Origin of the sequence: Desulfococcus sp. (assembly GCF_050178255.1) — a bacterium.
Taxonomy (GTDB): domain Bacteria; phylum Desulfobacterota; class Desulfobacteria; order Desulfobacterales; family Desulfococcaceae; genus Desulfococcus; species Desulfococcus multivorans.
Genome location: NZ_JBFXGG010000152.1, coordinates 1 through 6,115, shown reverse-complemented (window position 1 = coordinate 6,115; position 6,115 = coordinate 1). Strand labels below are relative to the sequence as shown.

Genomic DNA, 6,115 nt, shown 5'->3' with positions numbered 1-6,115 from the left:
GCGTTCTATCGGGACGTCCTGGGGCTTGTCGTTCACCTTGAAACCGATTGGTTCGTGGAATTTCACCTTGCCGGGGATGCTTATCTGAGTGTCGCGGATGATCGCCGGGCTTCGGTGAAAAGCGCCGGAGGTGCGGGCATCACCCTCTCTTTCCAGGTGGACGATGCGGCCGCCTGGCGCGGCCGTCTCGAGTGTCGCGGGGTCGCGGCCGGAAAGATTCGCCGCCACTGGGGAGCGTCCGCCTTTTTTTTCCGCGATCCCGAAGGCCATCGGATTGAAATCTGGTCTCCGGTGCCGCCGTCGGCGGATGACGACATTGGCCATTGAACTCCGGCCGAAGACGGGTGTATGCTCATAATATTGGCCGATGTTCGCCGCATCGCCGCGTATCAATCCCCAACCTTGAAAGGAGAATACGCCCGTGCCCATTCCCGGAAATCTCTTGACCACCGCCATGGCCGTCATGCCCCACACCGATGTCGATCGCGCGTTGACAACGGCGCTCTCCCTCGACGTCCCGTTCTGGCCCCAACTCCCCAACTACAGCTACTACGAAGACATGTACGTCCAGGCCGCGGAGCACTTCCCCGGCATCCTGCTCGACCTGGATAAGCGGACCCTCCGGTTTTCCCAGGAGAAGTTCATCGAGGAACTCGAGGCCGTCATGGCCCGTTTCGACGATCCGTCCTATTTCGACATCAGCGAAACCTACTCGGCGGTCTACCACCGCTTTCTGGCCATGGACCTGTCGGACCGGCCGGCCATCCGCGGGCAGCTGGAGGGCCCTGTCAGTTTCGGGTTCAACATCCTCGACGAGAACGACCGACCCATTCTTTTCGACGACACCGTCCGACCGTTCATGTTCGAGTTCATGGCCAAAAGGATCAATGTCCAGCTGGCGCGCCTCCTGAAGCTGAACCCCAACGCCTTCATGTTCGTGGACGAGCCGGGGCTGCAGTTCATATTCTCCGCCATGTCCGGCTACGGCGATATCAAGGCCAAGGGCGACATGGACGACTTTTTCGCCATGATCGATCGCCCCCGGGGCATCCACCTCTGCGGGAATCCCGACTGGGACTTCCTCCTGAATCTGGACCTGGACGTCCTTTCCATGGATCTCTACACCAACCGGGAGATCTTCGCATCTTACGGACCCTCGATCCGCCGGTTTCTGGATCGGGGCGGGGTGATCGTCTGGGGCATCGTCCCCACGGGATTCGAAAACTTCGAGAAGGAGGACCTGCCGTCCTTGACGGCCCAATTGGAATCGGTCTGGGAGATCCTCGGAAAGAAGGGGATCGACCGGGACTTCATGATTTCCCGGAGTATGCTGTCTCCCGCCACCTGCTGCCTCGTCAATCCGGACAAGGAGAAGACCGTGGAACGGGCCTTCGGGGTGGTGAAGGAGATGTCCCGGCGGTTGCGCGACAAATATCGTCCGGCATGATCCCGGCCGGCATCAATCGGGGATTTTCCGGTCGTGGGGGTCCCGTGTCGGCCGGCCGGCCGCGCGGTGCAGGGCCGCCTGCATTTCCGGGTCGGTGACATGCTCGAGCCGGTGGGCCGAGGCATGGACCGAGGTCATGCAGTAGCCCATCCGTTCGCAGAGATAGGATTCCCAGAGCCGGTGGGATCGAATGATCCCGGCGCTATCCCCCAGGCCCTTGTCGGTGAGCGTGAAGCCCGATGTATCCCGGCGGATCCGCCGGGTCCGCAACAGGTCCCAGACCGCCATGCGAACGGCGGCCCCCTGCTTCAGGGCCTCCTTCAGTTCCCGGAGGCCCAGGGGCGCCGCATCGCGGGGCGCCACCTCCCGGTACCGGTACAGGAGGCCCATAACGTCCTCCCTGACGATCCCCAGGGAGAGCATCCCCCGGCGAAGGATGCGGCCCAGCAGTCCGTAGCGGGGCGCCAGGAAAAAGACGGCCAGAAAGATCAGGCCGGCGACCGTCGCCATCATGCCGGCGGTGCTCGTGTCCCGGAACCCGAACCAGACGGGCACCGTGATGGCCGCGATATGCCCTGATACGGCGCACAGGGCCGCGATGACCAGACTCAACACCAGAAGGACGGACAAGCGGTCGGTCAGAAGATGGGCCGTGGCGCCGGGAATGATCAGCATGGCGATGACGAGAATGCTCCCGACGCTCTCGAATGCGGCGATGGTGGTGACGGCCACCAGGGTCATGAGGGCGTAGTGCATGACGCCCGCGTTGATCCCCATGGTGGTGGCCAGGGCCGGGTCGAATGCGGTGATCTTCAATTCCTTGTAGAACAGCAGAACGAAGACGAGATTGACGGCGAGCACGGCGGCGTTGGTGACGGCGGCCTGGGGAATCTCCATGCCCAGCAGCGTCGCAACGTCCAGGGGCGTCAACTCGATGGCGCCGTAAAGCACGCAGCCGGGGTCCAGGTCCACGTGGTCGGCGGCCCGGCGGATAAGGATGAGGCCCAGGGCGAAGAGGGTGGTGAAGATGACGCCCATGGAGGCGCCCTTGTCGAGGCCGCTCAGTTTCACCACGGCCTGAACCAGGAAGGTGGTCAGCAGGCCCACCACCGTGGCACCCGCCAGCATGGGGAGGCTTTCACGGCTTCCGGTGAGGATGAAGGCGACGGCCAGGCCGGGCAGCACCGCGTGGCTGATGGCGTCTCCCATCATGCTCATGCGGCGAAGGACAAGATAGGCGCCTGGAAGGGCGCACGACATGGCGCTCAGCATCGCGGTCACGACGATCCACGTATCGAGAAAGGTCCATTCCATATCAATCGTCTCCCCGGTGCGGCCCGATGGGGTGGGGACTCTCGGGAAAGGCGCCGCCGGGTCCTTGGGGCAGCATTTTTTCGAGGCTTTCAATCATCTCCGGGTCCAGAATGTGTTCGATCTCGTCCGCCCCCCAATCCACCTGTCCCGGTGCGATATCCGCCCGGGCGATGAGATAGGCCTCCCAGAGCCGATGGTTGCGCACCACGCGTCGGGCCGCTTCCCATCCTTCCGTTGTCGGGGCATAGGCGTCCGGGGGGGTCGGACGGACGAGTCCGTCGGCGGCGAGATGCCTGAAGGTGCGCCGGACTTCGGCGGACGTCCACGACCGGCGCGCCAGCATCGCCTCGAAGGGGATGGCCCGGCGGACGCAGGCTGCCGCGTCCCGGTCGGTGCTGCAGCTTTCGATCCATTCGTACATGGCGCGGAGAAGGTTTTCCCGGGCGATCTTGCGCTTGAGCCGATACCGCTCCAGACTCGTCTTCAGGAGCCCCCGGGCCGACCCCAGGATCATGCTGACGAGAAAGACCGCGGATGCGGTGAGCACGATGATCGCGCCGGCGGGCAGATTGGCCGTCAGGGCGCTCAGACCGGAGCCGGCGAACCCGGCCGCGGCCCCGAAGAGGCCTGAGAGCCATAGCATGCGCCGGAGGTCGTGGGTCCAGAAACGGGCGGCGGCCGGCGGGATGATGAGCAGGGCCACCACCAGGATCAGCCCGACGGCCTGAAGGCCGATGACGGTCACGACAACGGCGAGGGACATCATGAGGAAGTCCAGACGGGTCACCGGCCACCCCTGGGCCGCGGCATACTCTCCGTCGAAACAGATCAGGGTGAACTCCTTGAAGAAGAGGATGCAGAACACGGCCGCCGTCAGGGCCGTTGCGGCGATGAGGACCGCGTCCATGAAGAGCATGGAGGCGGTCTTGCCGTAGATGAAGGCGGTGAGCCCCGCTGCGTTTCCCGCCTCCATTCGGGTGGCGATGCCCAGAAGGGCGATGCCCAGACCGAAATAGGCGCTCAGGACGATGCCCAGGGCGGCGTCGTCCTTGAGGCGGGAGTGGCGCTGGATCAGGATGACCGAGGCGGTGCCCAGAACGGAGAATATCGCCGCTCCCGTTATGAGGCCGAGAAAGTTTTTCCCCTCTCCCCCCCGGAGCGTCATCAGGATAAAGGCGATGGCGATGCCCGGGAGGGTGGCGTGGCTGAGGGCGTCGCTCAGCAGGGCCCGCTTCCTGAGGAGCAGAAACGTGCCCACGAGCCCGGCCGCCGCCCCCAGGAGCGTGGCGCCGATGACGACGACCCGGGTGTTGTAGTCGCGGAGGGTGATCACCCGGAAGATCTCGGGCCAGGTCGGCCATTCCGTAAGGACGGTCGACGGCCCGGCAACCGCGGCTTCCGGCAGCGCCGGCACCAGCGTCAGCATCAGCGTCAGAACGCCCGCCCGCCATGCGGTGCCGCCCAAAGGCAGGTGTCCTGTCGATCCGGTCATTCCGAGGTGCCTTTCGTGCCCCGGGGCAGCCGGGGATCCTTGGAGAGTTCGTAGAACGCCTGGGAAAGGAGGGTGAGGCGGCCGCCGTAGGTCTTTTTCAGATTCTCTTCGGTGAAGACCGCTTCGGTGGGCCCGTAGGCCACCACCCGCATGTTGAGCAGCACCACGTGGTCGAAGTAGGTGGGCACGGTCTGCAGATCGTGATGCACCACCACGCAGGTTTTGCCCGAGGCCTTGAGGTCCTTCAGCAGCGCGATGATGGCCCGTTCGGTGGCGGTGTCGACACCTGCGAAGGGTTCGTCCATCAGGTAGATTCGGGCATCCTGGGCCAAGGCCCGGGCCAGAAAGACGCGCTGCTGCTGCCCCCCCGACAACTGGCTGATCTGCCGGTGGGCAAAGGTGGCCATTCCGACCTTCTCCAGCTCCTTCAGGGCGGCGCGACGATGGGCCCGGGTGACGGGCCTGAGCCAGCCGATCTTCCGGTAGAACCCCATGGCCACGACATCCAGGGCGTTGACGGGAAAATCCCAGTCCACGCTCTCCCGCTGGGGGACGTAGCCCACGAGATGTCGCTGGGTTTCGTAAGGCTTCCCGTATATGGAAATCTGCCCCGACGCCCGCGGCACCAGCCCCAGCACCGCCTTGACGAGGGTGCTCTTACCGGCGCCGTTGGGGCCGACAACGGCGATGAGCCGGCCCTCGGGCAGGGTCAGCGCAACGTCCCACAGCACCGGTTTTCGCTGGTAGGCGACGGTCAGGTCCTTGATGGAAAGGGGAACGGCTTCGTCGGATGCGGGTTCGGCATCGGCGTCGATACGACCATGATGTGTCGTGTCGGCCGCATCGGATTCACCTTCCATCGAACGGCGACCGGCATCTCGGGCGGATGTCTCGGGTGTTTGCATGTCGTCAACCTCAGTGTTGCGTTGGCGGGTGTCCGTCAGGAGCGATAACATCATGAACCGGACGAAGGGTTTGCCGGATTCGGGTCCGCTTTCAATTCTGACTCAACTTGCGACTTTGATGGGCCGTATCCTCCCGGCACCTCTATCCGGTCATCATCATGAAAATCGAAAGTCGAATTCTTATTTGAAAATTACACACTTTGCATGCATCGGCAAGAGATAATTAACCGTCTCGACTTTCGACTTTGATAGGCCGGTGCCGGCTTTCATGGAGGCTCATATGAGGACAATTGCCAGGCATCTTCCGGCGGATCAACGACGGGCGGGGCTTCGAATGAACCCACCGCTGTGATGCAACTCGCGAAATCCAGCCCGGATAGCGGCGGCAAAATCCTCGACTCTCCAAAACGGTTGCCTTGTCTTTGATGATCACTCCAGAACCCCACCACCACATAAAAACGGTGCCGGCATTTCGGTTTCACGAATGGTCCGGCACCGGAAGGCGTCTCATTTCATCCTGGATCGAGAAATTTTTTCGAATTCATCCTTTGCGAGTGCGAGCGCTTCTTTTCGGCGAATGCCCTGGAAGGGTTCAGTTCCCGGCCATCATGGCCGCGATGTCGTCATCGACCGTGCCGATGGGTTTGATGTTGAACTTATCCACCAGGACCTGGGCTACGTTGGGGGACAGGAAGCCGGGAAGCGTCGGCCCCAGTCGAATGCCCTTGACGCCGAGTGCCAGGAGGGCCAGGAGCACCGCCACCGCCTTTTGCTCGTACCAGGCGATGTCATAGGAGATCGGCAGCTCGTTGATGTCGGAAAGGCCGAAGACCTCCTTCAATTTCAGGGCGATCACGGCCAGGGAATAGGAGTCGTTGCACTGGCCGGCATCCAGGACCCGGGGAATGCCGCCGATGTCGCCCAGGGCCAGTTTGTTGTAGCGGTACTTGGCGCACC

5 protein-coding genes and 1 pseudogene are annotated in these 6,115 nt (G+C 63.2%); 2 read left to right on the top strand and 4 right to left on the bottom strand.

Annotated features, from left to right (window positions below; translation table 11 throughout):
• Window positions 1-327: VOC family protein (locus AB7S84_RS16080; RefSeq protein WP_428155737.1), on the top strand; the 327-nt coding region annotated here is incomplete at its 5' end.
• A gap of 94 nt (window positions 328-421) precedes the next feature.
• Window positions 422-1,447: a hypothetical protein gene (locus AB7S84_RS16075; RefSeq protein WP_020876355.1), complete on the top strand. Its 1,026-nt coding sequence runs from the start codon at window positions 422-424 to the stop codon at window positions 1,445-1,447.
• Between the two features lie 12 nt (window positions 1,448-1,459).
• Here AB7S84_RS16075 and AB7S84_RS16070 read toward each other — a convergent pair whose 3' ends face one another.
• From AB7S84_RS16070 to AB7S84_RS16055, 4 genes and pseudogenes are all read right to left on the bottom strand, one after another.
• Window positions 1,460-2,761, bottom strand: coding sequence for a metal ABC transporter permease (locus AB7S84_RS16070; RefSeq protein WP_428155735.1), 1,302 nt, complete (start codon window positions 2,759-2,761; stop codon window positions 1,460-1,462).
• Between the two features lies 1 nt (window position 2,762).
• Window positions 2,763-4,253, bottom strand: coding sequence for an iron chelate uptake ABC transporter family permease subunit (locus tag AB7S84_RS16065; protein ID WP_428155733.1), 1,491 nt, complete (start codon window positions 4,251-4,253; stop codon window positions 2,763-2,765).
• Complete coding sequence (locus AB7S84_RS16060; RefSeq protein ID WP_428155731.1) at window positions 4,250-5,158, bottom strand: metal ABC transporter ATP-binding protein; 909 nt, start codon at window positions 5,156-5,158, stop codon at window positions 4,250-4,252. The genes AB7S84_RS16065 and AB7S84_RS16060 overlap by 4 nt, the downstream gene beginning before the upstream one ends.
• Before the next feature lie 592 nt (window positions 5,159-5,750).
• Window positions 5,751-6,115, bottom strand: a pseudogene (locus AB7S84_RS16055) (hydroxylamine reductase); the annotation flags it as partial.

Excerpts from the sequence above, each read along its gene's own strand:
- AB7S84_RS16070 (WP_428155735.1), bottom strand. The coding sequence starts at position 2,761 with ATGGAATGGACCTTTCTCGATACGTGGATCGTCGTGACCGCGATGCTG.
- AB7S84_RS16065 (WP_428155733.1), bottom strand. The coding sequence starts at position 4,253 with ATGACCGGATCGACAGGACACCTGCCTTTGGGCGGCACCGCATGGCGG.
- AB7S84_RS16060 (WP_428155731.1), bottom strand. The coding sequence starts at position 5,158 with ATGCAAACACCCGAGACATCCGCCCGAGATGCCGGTCGCCGTTCGATG.